This is a genomic window from Streptomyces sp. WM6386, from assembly GCF_000972385.1.
Taxonomy (GTDB): domain Bacteria; phylum Actinomycetota; class Actinomycetes; order Streptomycetales; family Streptomycetaceae; genus Streptomyces.
The window spans coordinates 135,790-152,058 of the sequence record NZ_JXTE01000023.1 but is presented as its reverse complement, the minus strand read 5'-3'; the positions used below and the strand labels follow the sequence as shown (position 1 = coordinate 152,058).

The 16,269-nt window shown below is 72.1% G+C and carries 16 protein-coding genes and 1 pseudogene; 8 read left to right on the top strand and 9 right to left on the bottom strand.

Translation table 11 applies throughout. The features are described from left to right. Positions 1–76: 76 nt before the first annotated feature. The gene (locus TN53_RS17055; protein WP_046259356.1) at positions 77–1,045 is read right to left on the bottom strand and encodes an acetylxylan esterase; all 969 of its coding nucleotides are present in this window, start codon (positions 1,043–1,045) and stop codon (positions 77–79) included. Between the two features lie 100 nt (positions 1,046–1,145). On the opposite strand from TN53_RS17055, the gene TN53_RS17050 reads away from it, so the two are divergent. Next, on the top strand, positions 1,146–2,504 hold the full coding sequence (locus TN53_RS17050; protein ID WP_046259355.1) for an 8-oxoguanine deaminase: 1,359 nt from the start codon (positions 1,146–1,148) through the stop codon (positions 2,502–2,504). Positions 2,505–2,534: 30 nt separating this feature from the next. Here the strand turns inward: TN53_RS17050 and TN53_RS17045 are convergent, their stop codons facing one another. The 3 genes from TN53_RS17045 to TN53_RS17035 all read right to left on the bottom strand — a co-directional run bounded on the left by TN53_RS17045 (position 2,535) and on the right by TN53_RS17035 (position 4,629). After that, entirely contained in the window at positions 2,535–3,122 is a 588-nt protein-coding gene (locus tag TN53_RS17045; RefSeq protein ID WP_046259354.1) for a hypothetical protein, read from the bottom strand. Between the two features lie 135 nt (positions 3,123–3,257). Then, positions 3,258–4,031: a ferredoxin reductase gene (locus TN53_RS17040; RefSeq protein WP_234441608.1), complete on the bottom strand. Its 774-nt coding sequence runs from the start codon at positions 4,029–4,031 to the stop codon at positions 3,258–3,260. Further along, positions 4,024–4,629, bottom strand: a complete 606-nt coding sequence (locus TN53_RS17035; protein ID WP_046259352.1) for a sulfite oxidase-like oxidoreductase — start codon at positions 4,627–4,629, stop codon at positions 4,024–4,026. The genes TN53_RS17040 and TN53_RS17035 overlap by 8 nt, the downstream gene beginning before the upstream one ends. Before the next feature lie 151 nt (positions 4,630–4,780). Between TN53_RS17035 and TN53_RS17030 the strand changes: the two are divergent. Both TN53_RS17030 and TN53_RS17025 read left to right on the top strand, forming a co-directional pair. Further along, positions 4,781–5,158, top strand: a pseudogene (locus TN53_RS17030) (quinone oxidoreductase family protein); the annotation flags it as partial. Between the two features lie 38 nt (positions 5,159–5,196). Beyond that, on the top strand, positions 5,197–5,934 hold the full coding sequence (locus tag TN53_RS17025; protein ID WP_046259351.1) for a GNAT family N-acetyltransferase: 738 nt from the start codon (positions 5,197–5,199) through the stop codon (positions 5,932–5,934). A 3-nt stretch (positions 5,935–5,937) separates the two neighbouring features. Here the strand turns inward: TN53_RS17025 and TN53_RS17020 are convergent, their stop codons facing one another. Next, positions 5,938–6,372: a MarR family winged helix-turn-helix transcriptional regulator gene (locus tag TN53_RS17020; RefSeq protein ID WP_046259350.1), complete on the bottom strand. Its 435-nt coding sequence runs from the start codon at positions 6,370–6,372 to the stop codon at positions 5,938–5,940. A 95-nt stretch (positions 6,373–6,467) separates the two neighbouring features. On the opposite strand from TN53_RS17020, the gene TN53_RS17015 reads away from it, so the two are divergent. Continuing rightward, the gene (locus tag TN53_RS17015) at positions 6,468–7,253 is read left to right on the top strand and encodes a putative protein N(5)-glutamine methyltransferase (protein WP_046259349.1); all 786 of its coding nucleotides are present in this window, start codon (positions 6,468–6,470) and stop codon (positions 7,251–7,253) included. Here TN53_RS17015 and TN53_RS17010 read toward each other — a convergent pair. Beyond that, on the bottom strand, positions 7,243–7,917 hold the full coding sequence (locus tag TN53_RS17010) for a hypothetical protein (protein WP_046259348.1): 675 nt from the start codon (positions 7,915–7,917) through the stop codon (positions 7,243–7,245). The genes TN53_RS17015 and TN53_RS17010 overlap by 11 nt on opposite strands. Before the next feature lie 97 nt (positions 7,918–8,014). After that, the gene (locus TN53_RS17005; RefSeq protein ID WP_046259347.1) at positions 8,015–10,093 is read right to left on the bottom strand and encodes a SpoIIE family protein phosphatase; all 2,079 of its coding nucleotides are present in this window, start codon (positions 10,091–10,093) and stop codon (positions 8,015–8,017) included. Between the two features lie 239 nt (positions 10,094–10,332). Between TN53_RS17005 and TN53_RS17000 the strand changes: the two genes are divergently transcribed. After that, entirely contained in the window at positions 10,333–11,202 is an 870-nt protein-coding gene (locus tag TN53_RS17000) for a hypothetical protein (protein WP_046259346.1), read from the top strand. Positions 11,203–11,307: 105 nt separating this feature from the next. Next, a complete protein-coding gene (locus TN53_RS16995) occupies positions 11,308–11,670 on the top strand; it encodes a hypothetical protein (RefSeq protein WP_046259345.1) in 363 nt (120 codons plus the stop codon). 99 nt (positions 11,671–11,769) lie between these two features. Here the strand turns inward: TN53_RS16995 and TN53_RS16990 are convergent, their stop codons facing one another. Continuing rightward, complete coding sequence (locus TN53_RS16990) at positions 11,770–12,912, bottom strand: M20 family metallopeptidase (RefSeq protein WP_046259344.1); 1,143 nt, start codon at positions 12,910–12,912, stop codon at positions 11,770–11,772. 117 nt (positions 12,913–13,029) lie between these two features. Between TN53_RS16990 and TN53_RS16985 the strand changes: the two genes are divergently transcribed. Together TN53_RS16985 and TN53_RS16980 are read left to right on the top strand one after the other, a co-directional pair. Beyond that, positions 13,030–15,045 carry an NADPH-dependent 2,4-dienoyl-CoA reductase gene (locus TN53_RS16985; protein WP_046259343.1) on the top strand — a complete coding sequence of 672 codons (2,016 nt, stop codon included), beginning with the start codon at positions 13,030–13,032 and terminating at the stop codon, positions 15,043–15,045. 30 nt (positions 15,046–15,075) lie between these two features. Then, complete coding sequence (locus TN53_RS16980; protein ID WP_046259342.1) at positions 15,076–15,624, top strand: PadR family transcriptional regulator; 549 nt, start codon at positions 15,076–15,078, stop codon at positions 15,622–15,624. Here TN53_RS16980 and TN53_RS16975 read toward each other — a convergent pair. After that, entirely contained in the window at positions 15,612–16,148 is a 537-nt protein-coding gene (locus TN53_RS16975) for a hypothetical protein (protein ID WP_046259341.1), read from the bottom strand. The two genes, TN53_RS16980 and TN53_RS16975, sit on opposite strands and share 13 nt — an antisense overlap. Positions 16,149–16,269: the final 121 nt, after the last annotated feature.

Sequence of the window (16,269 nt, the reverse complement as noted above, 5' to 3'; positions counted from 1 at the left end):
AAGCCCGGACCGCGACACTGCGGTCCGGGCCCGATGAACGTACCGACTGGTCGGACCGGAGGGAAGACCCGGTTCCTCAGACGTACGAGCGCAGCCAGCGCAGCTTGACGGCCTGCTGGTAGGGGCCGCCGCCCTCGTGGTCGTTGAAGTCGTAGACCTCGATCTCCTTGTCCTCGTGCGCCCAGGCGTTGAACGCGGCGAAGACCGTCGAGGGCGGGCAGGTCTGGTCCTCCAGCGCCGTGGAGAAGAGGGCCGGGGCGCGGCCGCGGGTGGCGAAGTGGACGCCGTCGAAGTAGGACAGGGTACGCAGGGCGTCCTCGGTACGGCCGCGGTGGGTCTTGAGGAACAGGCCGATCTCGCGGTACGGGTGACGGTCCGTCAACTTCGCCGCGCGGGGGTAGTCGCACAGGAACGGCACGTCCGGTGCGACGGCGACCAGGTCCGGCATCAGACCACCCACGGCGATCGTGATGCCGCCGCCCTGGCTGGTGCCGAGCACGACCGTGCGGGAGGCGTCGGTCGAGGGATGCGAACGGGCCGCTTCGACGGCGCGCACCCCGTCCGTGAACACCCGGCGGTAGTAGTAGTTCTCGGGTGCGTCGATGCCACGCGTCATGAAGCCGGGGTAGGCGGGCGCCCCGCCCACCGGATCCGCCGTGCCGCCGCCCCCGCCCCACGCGCTGCCCTGGCCGCGGGTGTCCATCACGAAGTGCGCCCGACCCGTGGACGCCCACAGCAGATGCTCGTGCGGCAGCCCGCGCCCGCCTCCGTATCCGATGAACTCCACGACCAGCGGCACCGGTTCGGCGGCCCCGGCGGGCAGCGTCAGCCAGCCCTTCACCGGGTGCCCGCCGAACCCCGCGAACGTCACGTCGTACACCTCGACCGTCGTCAGACCGGTGTCGACGAGTTCGAAACGGGCGTCCAGGTCGTGACCACGTGCCTCCTGGAGGGTCTTGGACCAGAACGCGTCGAAGTCCTCGGGCTCGACGGACGCGCTGCGGTACTCGTGGAGCTCGTCCAGGGGGAGGTCGAACAGGGCCATGCAGGACCGCCTTTGAAGAGGACCAGTGATGATCACACCGTACGTGTGACGTCCGACGACTCGCCAGGCCTTTGGCCAGGTACCTGGCTACGATGACGCCATGACGTCAGCCGTGGATCTGCTGGTCAAGGACGCCGGACTGCTGGTCGTGGACGGGGATCGGGAGATCCCCGGCGGCTGGGTCGCCGTCGTCAATGGTCGGGTCACCGCCGTGGGCACCCCGGGAAGCGAACCCGAGGCCGCGACGACCCTCTCCGCGGCGGGACGGCTCGTCACCCCGGGCCTGGTCAACACGCACCATCACATCTACCAGAACCTCACCCGCTCCTACGCTCCCGCCGTGAACGGCACGCTCTTCGACTGGCTGACCACGCTCTACCCGCTGTGGGCCGCCCTCGACGAGGAGGCCGCGTACGTCTCCGCGTACGTGGGCATGGCCGAGCTGCTCATGGGCGGCTGCACGACCTCCTCGGACCATCTCTACGTCCACCCGCGTCCACGCCTGGTCGACGCCGAGATCAGCGCCGCCCGCGACATCGGCTTCCGCTTCCACGCGACGCGCGGCTCGATGACCCGGTCCGTCGAGGACGGGGGACTGCCGCCGAGGAGCGTCACTCAGAGCACGGACGAGGTGCTCGCCGACAGCGAGCGTCTGATCAAGGCCCACCACGACCCGACACCGGGCGCCCTGATCCGCGTCGCGCTCGCCCCCTGCTCGCCGTTCTCGGTCACCAAGGAGGTCATGACGGCCACCGCCGAACTCGCCGAGCGCCACGACGTACGCCTCCACACCCACCTGGCCGAGGACCACGACGAGGACACGTACTGCCTGGAGACCTACGGCTGCCGGCCCGTGGAGTACTTCGAGGACTGCGGCTGGATGAGCGACCGGACCTGGGTCGCCCACTGCATCTACCCGAACGACGACGAGATGCGCCGCCTCGCGGCCGCGGGCGTCGGCGTGGCGCACTGCCCCAGCTCCAACATGCTGATCGGCGGCGGCACGGCCCGGGTACGGGAGATGCGTGAACTCGGCCTGCCCGTCGGCATCGGCTGCGACGGCTCGGCATCGACGGACCACGCCTCCCTCTGGATGGAGACGCGGAACGCCCTGCTGCTCGGCCGCTACCGCGGTGGCCCCGGTGCGATGACCGCGCGGGACGCCCTCGACATGGCCACCCGCGGCTCGGCCCGCTGCCTGGGCCGCGACGAGGAGATCGGCCATCTGCGCCCCGGCGCCTGCGCCGACCTCGTCGTCTGGGACCTCCACGAGGTCGCACTCGCGGGCGCGCTGAGCGATCCGGTGGAGGCCTGGCTGCGCTGCGGGCCGGCCCGGGCGTGGACGACGGTGGTGGGCGGGCGGGTCCTCGTCGACCGCGGGGAACCTGTGCTGCCCGGGCTGGCGGGGGCGTTGCGGGACCACGGGCGGATCGCCCGGCGGATGCAGGGGGTGGGCTGACCCAGGACGGCGGCCGCTCACGGGGACGGCTCACGCCCACCGCCACCGCGACCACTCCGGCTCGGTGCGCGCCCACTCCTCCTCCCACTCCGCCAGCCGGTGCCGCGTGGCCACATGCCGTACGACGGCACGGCCCAGGAGGATCAGAGCGGCCGCGCCGCCCGTGGCGCAGGCGCCCATGGTGAGGGTGTACTGCCAGACGGAGAAGCCGTCCGGGGGAGCCTTGACGTTACGGCCCCGGGAGTCGAACCACACCTCGACCACGTCACCGTCGCGCGCGGCGCCCTGGACTCGCGCCGTGGCGGTCCGCTCGTGCCCGTCCGGCTCCGTCCAGCGGACCGTCGTGAGATACGTGTGCTGTCGGGCGCCCTGGATCGTCGGCGGCGAGCCGGGATCCTCGCCGACCACCTCGGCTCGCACGCTGTGCCGCTCGGCACGCTGGGACGCCGCGGTCGCCTGCGCCTCGGAACGGGCCCACTCGGCCGCCACCAGCCCGGCGAGCGGCGCAGCCACGAGCAGCAGCACGGCGACGGCCAGCGCCGTCCACGCCTCGACGACATCCGACCGGCGCCGCAGCGGATTCCGCCGCCACCGCCAGCCGCGCACCCGGGTTCGCATGTCGACCTCCGCACCGCGTACGCCTGCGAGTGCCCACACACATCCAGTACCCGCTCACGGCCTCGCTGCACAGGAGTGCCCGGCAGTGTTGCCGTGAAACGGAGGGGACGACGGGAGGAGGGACGGCGGGGAGGATCAGCCGAACCGTTCGATCCGGATCCGCTCCACCGGCTGTCCCGCCGCGACCAGCAACCGCGAGGCATGCTCCGCGAAGGCATTGGAGCCGCACACATAGGCCTCCCACCCACCGGGAGGCTGCTCGGCCAGGAGCGGCGCCACATGTGCGGCCGCCATACGTCCCACCGGTACGCCCTCCGGCGCCCTGCGGGTGAAGACGGGTGTCGTCTCGGCGTCGAACTCGCCCGCGTAGATGAGCTCCTCGGGGCTGCGCGCCGACACGAGGAGCCGCAGCGGTACGGACAGGTCCTGTGCCCGGTGGTGCCGCACCATCGACATCAGCGGTACGACCCCGGAGCCGGCGCCGACCAGCAGCGCGGGCCGGTCGCCCGGCCAGGCGAAGAACCCGCTGAGGGGGCCGCGCACCTCGACCTCGTCACCGGGCTTGGCGACCGTGTGGAACCAGCCCGACACCTCGCCGCCCTCGACATGGTCCAGGGTCAGTTCGATGTGCCCCGCATCGTCGGGCGCGGAAGCGATCGAGTAGTGGCGCTGGGCCACATAGCCGTCCTCGGCGGTCAGCCGCAGCATCAGATGCTGACCGGGCAGATGCCCCGCCCAGGCGGGCACCGCGAACCGGAAGGTGGCGGCGTGCGGAGTCTCCCGGCGGATCTCGGTGAGCGTGGCGGTCTGCCACAGCGCGGCGGCCCGGTTGCTCACGGCGATGCGCCCGGGCACGGCGAACCGCGTCGGGGGAGTGAAGGAAGGCGCTTCCACGACTTGCTCAGTCACCGGCGTACCTCTGCTCCTCCCACGGGTTGCCCCGCGCGTGATAGCCGTTCTGCTCCCAGAACCCCGGCTCGTCCCGGTCGAGGAGCCGCAGGCCCGCGATCCACTTGGCGCTCTTCCAGAAGTACAGGTGCGGTACGAGCAGCCGCGCCGGCCCCCCGTGCTCGGGGGACAGCGGCTTGCCGCCGAACTCCCACGCGATCCACGCCCTGCCGCCCCTCACGTCGGCCAGCGGCAGGTTGGTGGTGTAGCCGGTGTGGGAGTAGGCGACGACATGGGTGGCGGACCCCTGGGGCCGCACCGCGTCCAGGAACGCGTCCAGGGACACGCCTCCGAACCGCACCCCGAACTTCGACCAGCTCGTCACACAGTGGATGTCACCCTCGTACACCGAACCCGGCAGCGCGTGCGCCTCGTCCCAGTCCCAGGTGCGCGGTTCCTCGACCAGCCCGTCGACGCGGAAGGTCCACTCGGCCGGCGACAGCTCCGGCGTGACCTCCGCGGACAGCACGGGCCAGTCGTCGCCCGCGTCGTACTGGCCGGGAGGCAGCCCGGCGTTCTTGACGCGGAGGCGTCCGGTGAAGCCGCGGGTGACGTTCATGGTTCAACCGTACTGTGTCGTCAGCGGTGCCTCGTCCCTGGTCAGGACGGCGATCATTGCGGCCGTATGAACACTCCGCCGCCCTGGGAACAGCCGTCCGCCGATCTTCCTTCCGACTGGTGCCCGGCGCGAGCGAAGGAGAGTGGGAGCGATGCCCAAGGCGTATGTGTTCACGCGGTACGGCGGTCCGGAGACCGAGGCCCTCGTCGAGGTCGAGCGGCCCGTGCCCGGACCCGGACAGCTGCTGGTCGCCGTGCGTGTCGCAGGCGTGAATCCGGTCGACTGGAAGCTGCGGACCGGATATCGCCGGCCCACCGACACCGGGGAGCGCGTGTTCCCCGCCGTCCTCGGCAGCGAGCTCTCCGGTGTCGTCGAGGCGGTCGGCGACGGCGTCGACGGGTTCGCCGCCGGGGACGAGGTCTTCGGCAACACCCTGACCGGCGGCTACGCCGAGTACGCCCTGCTGCCCGTCGCGCTGGCCGCGCACAAGCCCGCCGGGCTGGCCTTCGCCGACGCCGCGACCCTGCCCGGTCATGCGCGCGGCAAGGTCGTGATCGAGGTCGCCGCATGAGCCACGCCACGACGCCGGCGGGCACGCCCCACCCCGGCATACCCCACATCCTCGACAACCCCGCGCTCGCCTCCCTGACCGGGCCGCACGCACACTTCGCCGAGCGCCGCGGACGGGTCGTGCGCTACCCGCCGGACGTCTCGCCCTGGCTGGCCCTGCCCAACGAGCCGGACGCGGACGACTGGGCCGACCTCGCGGCGCTCGCGGGTCCCGGCGCCGAGGTCCCGCTGCCCGGCTACCGGGGCGAGGTGCCGGACGGCTGGGAGATCACGGCCCGCATCGACGGCGTACAGCTCGTCGACGACGGGGTGGCCGCCGCACCGGAACCGGAAGCCGTGCGCCTGGGCCCCGCCGACGTGCCCGAGATCCTCGACCTGGTCGCACGCACGCGGCCCGGCCCCTTCCTGCCGCGCACCATCGAGATGGGTACCTACCTGGGCATACGCCGGGACGGTGCCCTCGTCGCCATGGCCGGGGAGCGGCTCCACCCGCCCGGGTGGACCGAGATCAGCGCGGTCTGCACCGACCCCGCCTTCCGCGGCGAGGGCCTGGCGACCCGGCTGATCCACGCTGTCGCGTACGGCATCAGGGAGCGCGGTGAGACGCCGTTCCTGCACACGGGTGCGGGGAACACCGGCGCGATCCGGCTGTACGAGTCCCTGGGCTTCCGGCTCCGTCGTCAGACCGCGTTCGCCGCGGCACGGGCGCCGCAGCGGCTGGTGGCCGTGTCCTAGGCGTTAGTCCTGCTGCGGGCCCGACCAGGCGTTGTACCGCACGAGGTAGTCGGCGAACCGCGCGAGATCCTCCTCCGGCCAGTTCGCGAGCCGCTCCTGGAAGGCGGCCCGGCGGCTCACGGTGACCTGGGCGAGGATCTGCCGGCCGGTCTCCGTCAGATGCAGCACCTGGACACGGTGGTCCTCCGGGTCCAGGCGCCGCTCGACGAGCGCGGCGCGTTCCAGCGCCGACACCTGGCGGCTGACGGTGGACTTGTCCAGGGCGTAGTGGGCGGCGAGGTCGGTGGCGCGGCAGCCGTCGCGCTCCTCCAGGTGCCCGAGCAGCGTGTACGAGACCAGCGACAGCTCGGGGTGCATCCGGCCCGCCGAGGCCCGGGCCCGCCGGGCGAAGATCGTCATCTCGCGCTGGATGCTCTCGACGGCCTCGGTAGCGTCCACGGGACCTCCTCCACAGTTCTGGTTGCATAGTACAACTTGGTGGAGTTGTGCATGCCGACCATGGGAGATCGTGAGCGGGTAGGGTTGCTGCTTCCATGACTTCCACTCCTGCCTCCTCGCGCGACTCCGTCGTGGCAACACTGCGCGCCGCGGGCTGTGTCTTCGCCGAGGACGAGGCCCGGTTGCTCCTCGCCGCCGCCCGCACCCCGGACGAACTCACGGCGATGGTGGACCGCCGCGCCTGCGGCGCACCCCTCGAACTCGTCGTCGGCTGGGCCGAGTTCCGCAGGCTGCGCATCGCCGTGGAACCCGGGGTCTTCGTGCCCCGCCGCCGCACCGAGTTCCTGGTCGAACAGGCCCTCGCGCACGCCCCGGACGCCTGCGTCGTCGTGGACCTGTGCTGTGGCTCGGGCGCCGTGGGAGCGGCCCTCGCCGACGCGCTCGGCGGCGCAGAACTGCACGCCGCCGACATCGACCCGGCCGCGGTGCGCTGCGCGGGCCGCAACGTCGCCCCCTTCGGCGGCCACGTCCACGCGGGCGACCTCTACGAGGCGCTGCCCGAGCGACTGCGCGGCCGCATCGACATCCTCGCGGCGAACGTGCCGTACGTGCCCTCCGGCGAGGTCGCGTTCCTGCCCGCGGAGGCACGCGAGCACGAGCCGCTGGTCGCCCTGGACGGGGGCAGCGACGGGCTGGACGTGCTGCGCAGGGTCGCCGCCGAGGCGGCCAAGTGGCTTGCGCCCGGCGGCTGTCTGCTCGTCGAGACGAGCGAACGACAGGCGCCCACGGCCGTCGACGCCTTCGCCCGCGGTGGACTGGCACCGCGGGTGGTCGTCTCGGAGGAGTGGTACGCCAATGTCGTGATCGGCGTCAGGTCGTAGCCTCGCTGCCGGAGGGGCTCGGCTCGGGCCGCTCGCGGTGGCCGTGGCCCGGGAGCCCGTCGCGCCGGTTCTCGGGACCCTTGCGCTCCCAGGTGCCGGCGACGGCATGGGAGGCCGTCCGGGTGCCGCCGTCGGACCGGGTGCCGGCCATGTGGACCGTCTCGTCCTGCTTCAGGTCGTCGGCCCCGGAGCCCTTGGCGCCCTCACGCAGGACGGTCGTGTCCGCGTTCACGGTCCACGTCCACCGGGCCCCGTCCTCGCTCTCGACGGTGACCTGGTCGCCGTCCACCTTCTCGACGGTGCCGCGCTGCCACACCCGGACGACCCACTCGCCGGTGTCCCGGTCCTTCACCGTCGTCTCGCCGTGCACGGCCTCGCCGCCGGCGCCGAACCGCCAGCCGGGCCCGTGCCGCTCGCCCGGTGCGTGCGGGGCGGAGGAGGGCGAGCCGGAGGCGGCGGGCGTCGCCCCGCCGTCCGAGCCCGACGAGGTGGCGGCGTAGGCGACCACGGTGCCGCCGAGGGTGAGGGCCGCGACCGCGACCGCCGCGGTCACCGCCCGTGCACGCACGGACCGACGCCGCCAGTGATCCCGTAGCGGAGTGTGTTCGCCCGGCCCGACGAGTACCTCGGGCGGTGTCGCTTCCTGATCCGGATCGTGCGTCATGGCTCACTCCCACCCGGCATCCCGATGCCACGCCTTGCTGAGATTGTGAGGGGCGGCCGATAAGAGGCGGGTAACGAGTTCCTGTGAATCGGGAAGGTCAACCCGGCGTCTGGGCGCGGGCGATGAGCAGCGCCACGTCGTCGGAGTTGTCCGGCTGGTGCAGCGTGCGCAGCAGGAGGTCGCACACCTCCTCCAGCGGGCGGTCGGGGCCGTCGAGGAGGTCCAGGAGCGCGTCCAGGCGTTCGTCGAGGGGGTGTTGGCGGGTCTCGACGAGACCGTCCGTGTAGAAGACCAGCCGGTCGCCGGGTTCCAGGTCGACGGTCGTGGTGGAGAAGGCGACCCCGCCCACGCCCAGCGGCGCCCCGGTGGGCAGGTCGAGGAGCTCCGGCTTGCGTCCCGCGCGGAGGCGGACGGGCGGCAGGTGCCCGGCGTTGGCGATCCGGCACTGGCGCAGATGCGGGTCGTGGATGGCGTAGACGCAGGTGGCGATGGAGTCCTTGAGGTCCTGGGTGATCCGGTCGAGGTGCTCCAGGAGCCGGGCCGGTTCCAGGTCCAGGGAGGCCAGGGTGTTCGTCGCGGTGCGCAACCGGCCCATGGTCGCGGCGGCATTGATGCCGCTGCCCATCACGTCGCCCACGACCAGCGCGGTCTTGCAGCCGTCGAGGGGGATCACGTCGAACCAGTCGCCCCCGACCTCGGCGGTCGCCCCCGCGGGCTGGTAGCGGGAGGCGACCTCCAGCCCGCCCGTCACCGGCGGATGACTGGGCAGCAGACTGCGCTGCAGGGTCAGGGCGGTGTCGCGGGCGTTCTGGTACCAGCGGGCGTTGTCGATCTGCACGGCCGCGCGGGCCGCCAGCTCCCGGGCCAGCAGCAGATCGTCCTCGCTGAACGGCAGCGGATTGCCGGTGCGTTTGAGGTCGAGGGCGCCGAGCACCTCGCCGCGGGCGATCAGCGGTACGGCCAGATACGAGTGGACGCCCGCGCGGGCCAGCTGTCCGGCCGCCTCGGGGGAGCGGGCGATGCGGGGCAGGTCGGCCTCCTCGACCTCGGCCACCATGACCGGCCGGCCCGTGCGCACGCACTCGGTGACGAGCCGGTCGGCGCCGTACCGGGCGACCTGTCCGGGCGGGTCGGCGGCGCTGAGGGCCTCCGAGGGGTGGTCCGCCTGGACGGCGAGGGCACGGATCACGGCCGGCTCGGTGGGGCCGAGGATGCTGCGTCTGCCCTCCACCACCGCGTCCAGCAGATCCACGGCGGCGATGTCGGCGAGTTCGGGCACGGCGACGTCGGCCAGCTCACGGGCCGTGCGGTCCAGCTCCAGAGTGGTGCCGATACGGGCGGAGGCGTCCGCGATGACGGCGAGCCGCCGCCGGGCCGCCTCCGCCGCTTCGGCCGCCCGATGCTGCTCGGTGATGTCCACGACCGAGACGGCGACACCCAGCACGGTGCCGACCGCGTCCTCCAGCCGGTAGAGCGAGATCGACCAGGCATGGTCCTCGTCCGGGTCGGCCGGGGTGCGGCCCAGGGTGTGCTGGTCGACGAGCGGGCGACCGGTCTCCAGTACCCCGCGTGCCGCGCCCTCGACGCTGTCGACGTCGATCTGCGGCAGGACCTCGCCCATGGTCCGGCCGATGTGCTCCTCGGCCGGGACGCCGTTGAGCCGTTCGAGTGCCGGGTTGACCGAGACGTACCGCAGATCGGTGTCCAGGACGGCGAGTCCGATGGGGGACTGGGAGATCATCCGCGTCGACAGTGCCACGTCCCGTTCCAGGCTGCGGACGGTGTTCTGGTCGGCGGCGAGCCCCAGCGCGTACACGTCCCCGCGGTCGTCGAGGAGCCGCATGTTGCGGAACTCCACCAGCCGCGTGCTGCCGTCCTTGCGCCGGATCGGAAAGGCACCGGCCCAGCCCTCGCCCGTGACCATGACGTCGGCGAACAGCTTGACGACCAGGTCGAGGTACTGCTCATGAACCATGATCCGGGCGGCATACTGCCCCAGCGCCTCGCTTGCCGAGTAGCCGAACAGCTCCTCGGCCTGCGGGCTCCACAGCGCGATCCGCCCCTCGGCGTCCAGGACCACCGAGGCCACACCGAGTACGTCGAGCAGCCCGGTGGGCCGTACCGCCCCACGCACCGGCCCGTCGCCCTCGGCGACCGGAGACCCGGTTGCACTCATCGCACGCACCGCCTTCGACCGTCCACACGGCACGTCGTCCCCCGTGCCGACTCCCCTGTTGTACCGCGCCCAACCGTCGCCGGAGCGCCTCTGGCGCCCTCTTCCACCATCCCTCAACACGGCGGAGAGCGTCCGGCGACGTTAGCAGTACGGCCTCCGCACCTTGGTCTGTACATGACTAAGAAGCCCCGCCAGACTGTCCGCCGAGCACGCCCACCCCCACAGAGGAGTCGCCTGCCATGGCCCTACGCGCCCGGCAACGTTGTCACACCGTCCTCACCGGACTCGTCGCCCTCGCCGCCGTCCTCTCCGTCGCCCCGCCCGCGTCGGCCGCCGACACCTGGACCGAGGTCGGCTCGGACCGCGCCGACCCCCTCACCGAGAGCCAGGGCCTGACCTCGGTCGAGGTCCCGGCCGGCAGCGGCAACCGCTACACCGGGATCGGCACCATCCCCGTCTCCGTGTCCAGCCGCGGCTGGAACCACGTCGGCGACCCGGACGCCTCGTACGACGGTTACTACATCGAGCCCTACCAGGCCGACTCGGGCACCGCGAAGATGTTCCGGGTGCAGGCGCCGGGCGGCACGTGGTCGGAGTACGTCCACACGCTCGGCAGCGGGGAGGCGCTGAACAACTCCTGGGTCGCCGTCGCCCCCGCCGGCCAGTGGATGCTCGCGGGTGAGTACGGCACCATGAGCCGGCTGCTGGTCTTCCCGACCCCCGGTGTCAACACGAGCACCTCGCCCTCCGCGAATCTCCCGCAGGCGGCCACCGTCGATCTCGACCACGCTGTACGGGACGTACAGGGCTGCGACTTCGTCACCGCGACCCAGTTGCTGTGCTCCTCCGACGACCCGGCGGGCACCCTCTTCGGGATCACCAAGCCGCTGCTCCGGATCGACCTCTCCGCCGCGCCGAACGGCACGTCGAACGTCACCGGGCATGTGACGGCCTTGCGGCAGCTCCCGTTGCGCAGCGGCTGCTCGGGGACGTTCGAGGCGGAGGGCATCGACTACGACCGCCGGAGCGGGACGCTGCGGGTGATCGTCGTGTCGCCCGGGTTCTGTGTGCTGACCGACAGCAAGACGTACCGGTTCACGAAGAGCTGAGGTCTTCACTGGTCCCGTCGGCACAGTGGTGCTTTTCTGGGGATGTGGCGCGGTTCGCGGGGAACCCGTGGGTACCGCGCCACTGCCACGAGAGGAGCCATCGTGATGGACCGATCGCATGAGGAGCCCGTCTCCATCGAGATCAGCGGATGCAGCAAGGAGGACGCCCGGATCGTGTTCGACACGCTGTCCACGTGCTTCGAGTCCGACCGGGGTGCCGACGAGGTGCCGCAGCAGCTTCACGAGACACGGCCCATGGTGTGGCTCGGGACGTTCGAGGTCACCGACGCGCGCGAGTGTCCGCCGCCCGCGAGGCTGTCGTCCTCCGTGGAGGCCGACGCGCAGGGTGGCTATTGGGCGATCGAGCGGTTGCGCACCACGCTGGACTCCATGTTCACGGTGCGTGATCTGTCGTCGGCGTCCGGGGATCAGGAGCGGGAGCTGCACGTACGTCTGGAGAGCCGGTGAGGTCGAGGGATGTGGAGGGGTTGTCGGTCGTCCGAGGGTAGGTGGGGGCTGGTCGCGCCCGCGCGGCGGTAGCCGCACATCAGACACAGCCCCTCGCCCCTAGGGCGTTGACGGGCCGTGGGTGAGCAAGTTCAGCACGGCTTGCAGATAGGTCGAGTGCACCACGGGCAGGTCCGCCAGGCATGCCCGCTCGTCCGTGCCGTGCAGGCCCTCGTAGCCCACGCCGAACCCCGCCGTGGCCGGGATTCCCTGCGCCGCCAGCAGGTTGCCGATGTTGGACGGCCCTGCCGTCTTCGCCCGGACCGTCAGCCCCGCACGGGTGGCCGCGTCCAGGAGTGCGGCGGCGGGCTGCTCGTCCTCGGCGAGACGGAAGGGTGGCCAGGAGGCCACCGCAGTGACCGTGGCCGGTGTGCCCAGCTCTGCCGTTGCCGCGCGGACCAGGGCCTCCGCCGCCCGGGCGTCGAAGGTGGGCGTCGTGCGGATGTCCACGCCCACCTCACAGCGGTCCGGCACCACCGAGAAGCCCTCGCCGCCCCGGATCGAGGTCACCGTCAGCTTCGGCGGCAACGGGAACTCCCCGTGGGCGCCCGGTAGTTCGCTCTCCTCCAGGAGCCGTACGAGCCGCGCCGCACGGGACACCGCACCCGGCGTCCTACGCCTCGATCCGGAGTGCCCCGACTCCGCGTGCACCGCGATCGTCGCCCGCCAGAACCCCCGCCCGCCGACCACCACCTCGGCCGGCCCGGGATAGCCGATCATCACCCCCGCCGGGCGCACCGCCGCCGGATCGGCCAGATAGGCGCGGGCGCCGCCGAAGCCGCCGGTGTGCTCGTCGACGTCCAGCAGGACCGCGAGCCCGCCGTGAAACGTACGGCCGTGCAGCGCCGCCGCGATGTCGCAGAACATCGCCGCCGCGAGTTTGGAGTCGGCCGCTCCCCGCCCCCGGAGCCAGCCGTCCACGACGTCCCCGCAGTCCGGCGGGAACGACCAGGCGCCCTCGTCGCCGTAGGGGGCGGTGTCCACGCAGGCGTCCAGCGCCCACCACGGTCCGGGCAGGCCGCCCGAGACCTCCACCAGCAGGCCGGTGAGGCTGCCGCCCTCGTCGTACAGGCGCCGGTGCGGCAGCTCCCGCGCGCTCAGCCAGTCCTCCAGAACGCCCAGGACGGGGGCGTAGTCGTCGATTCCGCCGCGGCTCGGGCGGCGGATCAGCTGCTGGGCGAGTTCGACGATCTCCGCGGTCATGGGGCCACTGTGCCCGAGGGTGTCCCGTGTCACGCATCCTCGATTATGCAACTAGTTGCAAAAAGCGCCCGGCGTCCTCTACAACAGAAGCCACGACACTCGCGCACGGAGGGCCCCATGAGCCGTTACCCGCACCTGCTGAGCCCGCTGGACCTGGGCTTCACCACGCTGCCCAACCGGGTCCTCATGGGCTCCATGCACGTCGGCCTGGAGGAGGCCGAGCGCGGCTTCGAGCGGATGGCGGCGTTCTACGCGGCACGCGCGCGTGGGGGAGTGGGCCTGATCGTCACCGGCGGTATCGCGCCCAACGAGGCGGGACGGCCGTACGACGGCGGCGCGAAGCTCACCACCGAGGCGGAGGCCGAGCAGCACCGGGAGATCACCGAGGCCGTGCACCGCGAAGGCGGCCGCATCGCGATGCAGATCCTGCACTTCGGCCGGTACGCCTACCACGAGGGCCTCGTCGCGCCGAGCCCGATCCAGGCGCCGATCAGCTGGTTCCCGCCCCGTGAGCTCACCGACACCGAGGTCGGGCAGACCATCGACGACTACGCCCGCGCCGCCACTCTGGCCAAGCAGGCCGGTTACGACGGTGTCGAGATCATGGGCTCCGAGGGCTACCTCATCAACGAGTTCATCGCCACCCAGACCAACCACCGCACCGACCGCTGGGGCGGGTCGTACGAGAACCGCATGCGGTTCCCCGTCGAGATCGTGCGGCGGGTGCGCGAGGCCGTCGGCGAGGACTTCATCATCATCTATCGCCTGTCCATGCTGGATCTCGTCCCCGGTGGTTCCACCCACGACGAGGTCGTCACGCTGGCCAAGGCCGTCGAGGCGGCCGGCGCGACCATCATCAACACCGGCATCGGCTGGCACGAGGCCCGTATCCCCACCATCGCCACCTCGGTGCCGCGCGGTGCCTACACCTGGGTGACCAAGAAGCTCATGGGCGAGGTCGGCATCCCCCTCGTCACCACCAACCGCATCAACACCCCCGAAGTCGCCGAGGAGTTGCTCGCCGACGGGTACGCGGACATGGTGTCCATGGCCCGCCCGATGCTCGCCGACCCCGACTTCGTCACCAAGGCCGCGGCGGGCAGGCCCGAGGCCATCAACACCTGCATCGGCTGCAACCAGGCCTGCCTCGACCACACCTTCAGCGGTCAGATCACCTCCTGCCTGGTCAACCCGCGCGCCTGCCACGAGACCGAGCTGGTGCTCTCCCCGACCCGGCTGCGCAAGCGGGTCGCGGTCGTCGGCGCGGGCCCCGCGGGACTGGCCTGTGCCGTCTCGGCGGCCGAGCGCGGTCATGACGTGACGCTCTTCGACGCCGCGAGCGAGATCGGCGGCCAGCTCAACGTCGCCCGCCAGGTCCCCGGCAAGCAGGAGTTCGACGAGACCATCCGCTACTTCCGCCACCAGCTCGACTGGCACGACGTCGAGGTACGGCTGAACACCTGGGTCGCCGTCGCGGACCTCTCCGCCTTCGACGAGGTCGTCGTCGCCACCGGCGTCACCCCGCGCACCCCCGACATCCCCGGTGTCGACCACCCGAGCGTCGTCGGCTACCTCGACGTCCTGCGCGACCGCGTTCCCGTCGGCCGGCGGGTCGCCGTCCTCGGCGCGGGCGGCATCGGCTTCGACGTCGCCGAGTTCCTCACCGACGGCGGCGACAAGGCGCACGAGGACCCGGCGACGTACTTCCGCCTCTGGGGCGTCGACATGGACCACACCGGCCCCGGCGGACTGGCCGCCCCCGAACGGCCCGCCCCGCCGCGCACCGTGCATCTGCTCCAGCGCAAGACCACCAAGGTCGGCGCGGGGCTCGGAAAGACCACCGGCTGGATCCACCGCACCGAACTGAAGCACCGCGGCGTCACGATGGTCCCGGGCGTGCGCTACGACCGGATCGACGACGCCGGACTCCATGTCACCGTCGGCGAGGAGAGCACGGTCCTGGAGGTCGACACCATCGTCCTGTGCACCGGACAGGAGCCGCGCCGCGACCTGTACGAGGCACTGGTCGCCGCCGGTGTCAGCGCCCACCTCATCGGCGGCGCCGACGTGGCCGCCGAACTGGACGCCAAGCGGGCCATCAAGCAGGGCACCGAGGTGGCGGCCGCCCTCTAGGGGCCGCCCCGCCGTCCCTAGGATGACTCCATGTCACTCCCGCACGCGATCCTCACCGCCCTGCTGGAAAGGCCGTCCTCGGGGCTGGAGCTGACCCGCCGTTTCGACAGGTCGATCGGCTACTTCTGGTCGGCGACGCATCAGCAGATCTATCGCGAGCTGGGAAAACTCGAGGCGGAGGGCCACATTCGGGCCCTGGCGTCGGAGCAGCCGGCGCGTGGGCAGAAGAAGCGGTACGAGGTGCTGCCGGCGGGCCGGGACGAACTGGCCCGCTGGGCGGCCGCGTCCCAGGACCCCAAGCCGTACCGCGACAGCCTCTTTCTGCGGCTGCGGGCGGCGGCCGTGGTCGGCACCGAGGGCATCGAGGCCGATCTGCGCCGCCATCTGGAGGTGCACGGCAAGCAGCTGGCCGAGTACGAGGAGATCGAGAAGCGGGACTTCCCGCCGGGCAAGGACAGCCCGCAGGACCGGTTGCAGCACCTGATCCTGCGGGCGGGGATCGATCTGGAGACCTTCTGGACGCAGTGGCTCACCCACGCGCTGGAGGAGTTCGCCGGGCTGCCCGATCAGAGCCGGTAGGGCTTGGCGCGACGGCGCAGGAACCAGGCCGCCGCGATACCGCCGATCCCGACGAGGGCGGCGCCGGCGCCCAGGGTGAGCGGGCCGTAGTCCTTCGCGGCACCGCCGAGGCCGCCCATGACGCCGCGCGAGGGGGAGGCCGTGGCGGAGGCCGTGGCGGAGATCGTGGGGGTGGTCGTCGTCGAGACGATGACCGACTGGGTGCCGGCCGTGCTGTTGTTCGAGCACATGACGATGACGGTGTAGGTACCGGGGCTCACGTTCGACCAGGCGGCCGACTGCAGGGAAGGCGTCCCCGACAGCGTCACCTGACGGCCCTGGGCGAAGTTCGCCTGGCCGCTGTTCAGGAGCGAGGCGGTGCCCCAGCTGCCGTTGACCTGGGTGCAGGCACTGGTAGTGACGGACACCGTGGATCCGGTGGTGCTGACGGAAATCCCCGAAGCCGCGACCGCCGGTACGGCGGCCAGCGCGATGGCGGCGGCAGCGGTCGGGCCGGAGCGGAGGAGAAGCTGAGTAGTACGCATGGACTGCCCTCCGGCGGCACGGTTGGCGGTACATCCGTAGCGCCGCCGAGGTCGGGAATCGCCCGTGCGCCTCAGGGGCAGCCAATGTGCCCGCGGCCCGGCGCGCACCCGGACCGCCTCC

Excerpts from the sequence above, each read along its gene's own strand:
- TN53_RS17055 (WP_046259356.1), bottom strand. The coding sequence starts at position 1,045 with ATGGCCCTGTTCGACCTCCCCCTGGACGAGCTCCACGAGTACCGCAGC.
- TN53_RS17050 (WP_046259355.1), top strand. The coding sequence starts at position 1,146 with ATGACGTCAGCCGTGGATCTGCTGGTCAAGGACGCCGGACTGCTGGTC.
- TN53_RS17045 (WP_046259354.1), bottom strand. The coding sequence starts at position 3,122 with ATGCGAACCCGGGTGCGCGGCTGGCGGTGGCGGCGGAATCCGCTGCGG.
- TN53_RS17035 (WP_046259352.1), bottom strand. The coding sequence starts at position 4,629 with ATGAACGTCACCCGCGGCTTCACCGGACGCCTCCGCGTCAAGAACGCC.
- TN53_RS17025 (WP_046259351.1), top strand. The coding sequence starts at position 5,197 with ATGAGCCACGCCACGACGCCGGCGGGCACGCCCCACCCCGGCATACCC.
- TN53_RS17015 (WP_046259349.1), top strand. The coding sequence starts at position 6,468 with ATGACTTCCACTCCTGCCTCCTCGCGCGACTCCGTCGTGGCAACACTG.
- TN53_RS17010 (WP_046259348.1), bottom strand. The coding sequence starts at position 7,917 with ATGACGCACGATCCGGATCAGGAAGCGACACCGCCCGAGGTACTCGTC.
- TN53_RS17005 (WP_046259347.1), bottom strand. The coding sequence starts at position 10,093 with ATGAGTGCAACCGGGTCTCCGGTCGCCGAGGGCGACGGGCCGGTGCGT.
- TN53_RS17000 (WP_046259346.1), top strand. The coding sequence starts at position 10,333 with ATGGCCCTACGCGCCCGGCAACGTTGTCACACCGTCCTCACCGGACTC.
- TN53_RS16995 (WP_046259345.1), top strand. The coding sequence starts at position 11,308 with ATGGACCGATCGCATGAGGAGCCCGTCTCCATCGAGATCAGCGGATGC.
- TN53_RS16990 (WP_046259344.1), bottom strand. The coding sequence starts at position 12,912 with ATGACCGCGGAGATCGTCGAACTCGCCCAGCAGCTGATCCGCCGCCCG.
- TN53_RS16985 (WP_046259343.1), top strand. The coding sequence starts at position 13,030 with ATGAGCCGTTACCCGCACCTGCTGAGCCCGCTGGACCTGGGCTTCACC.
- TN53_RS16980 (WP_046259342.1), top strand. The coding sequence starts at position 15,076 with ATGTCACTCCCGCACGCGATCCTCACCGCCCTGCTGGAAAGGCCGTCC.
- TN53_RS16975 (WP_046259341.1), bottom strand. The coding sequence starts at position 16,148 with ATGCGTACTACTCAGCTTCTCCTCCGCTCCGGCCCGACCGCTGCCGCC.